At 46.5% G+C, this 826-nt stretch carries 1 protein-coding gene and 1 pseudogene; both read left to right on the top strand.

Annotated elements, in window-relative coordinates; genetic code table 11:
- A pseudogene (locus tag A3751_RS23070) lies at positions 1-203 on the top strand (aminomethyl-transferring glycine dehydrogenase subunit GcvPB); the annotation flags it as partial.
- Between the two features lie 82 nt (positions 204-285).
- A partial coding sequence (locus A3751_RS17845; RefSeq protein ID WP_369821254.1) for a class I SAM-dependent rRNA methyltransferase occupies positions 286-826 on the top strand: 541 nt, incomplete at its 3' end.

The following is an 826-nucleotide window of genomic DNA, read 5'->3' as shown; positions in this document are numbered from 1 at the left end:
TTCCCGAATGCTTCTTGATTGAGCCGACTGAAACTGAGTCGATTGAAGAGCTTGAAGGCTTTGTTGCTGCAATGGAGAAGATTCAGAAAGAAGCTGAGGAAACGCCAGAGCTGGTGAAGAACGCACCATACACCCAACCAGTGAAACGTTTGGATGATGTAAAAGCGGCTCGAGAGCTCGACGTAAATTATTGGGCAGACTAAGGTCTGCTTCAACACAACAGTATCAAGACGCGCATGCTGTCATCAGCGTGTGCGTTTTTTTTCGCCTAAATGGGGCTAGACAATGCAAACGATGATTCTAAGAAAAGGCGCTGAAAAACGCTTAAAGCAAGGCCACCTTTGGGTCTACAGCAACGAGGTTGACGTTAAGAAAACGCCCTTGAGAGGATTCGCCGCTGGTGAACAATGCACGATTGAGTCGCACTCTGGGCAATTTCTTGGCGTTGCTTTCGTCAATCCGAATACGCTTATTTGTGGTCGTTTATTTAGTCGCGATAAGCAAGCGGTTTTTGATCGGTCTTTGATCGCGCATCGCCTAAATATTGCTTTGTCTCTTCGCGAAACACGCTTTGATGTGCCTTGCTATCGTCTCGTTTTTGGTGATAGCGATGGCATGCCAGGCTTGGTGATTGATCGTTTTGACCAAGATTTTGTGGTTCAAATATCTATCGCCGGTATGGAGATGTTAAAGGACGATATTCTGGCGGTGCTAGAGAAAAAGCTCAAACCACGTTCGGTGTTGTTCAAAAACGATGGCAAGATGCGAGAGTCAGAAGGTCTAGAGAATTATGTAGAGCAGGCTACAGGTGAGTTACAAGAGGCGG

The organism is Oleiphilus sp. HI0080, from assembly GCF_001635135.1.
The sequence above is the reverse complement of the archived record's forward strand: the minus strand, read 5'-3'. Positions and strand labels throughout refer to the sequence as shown.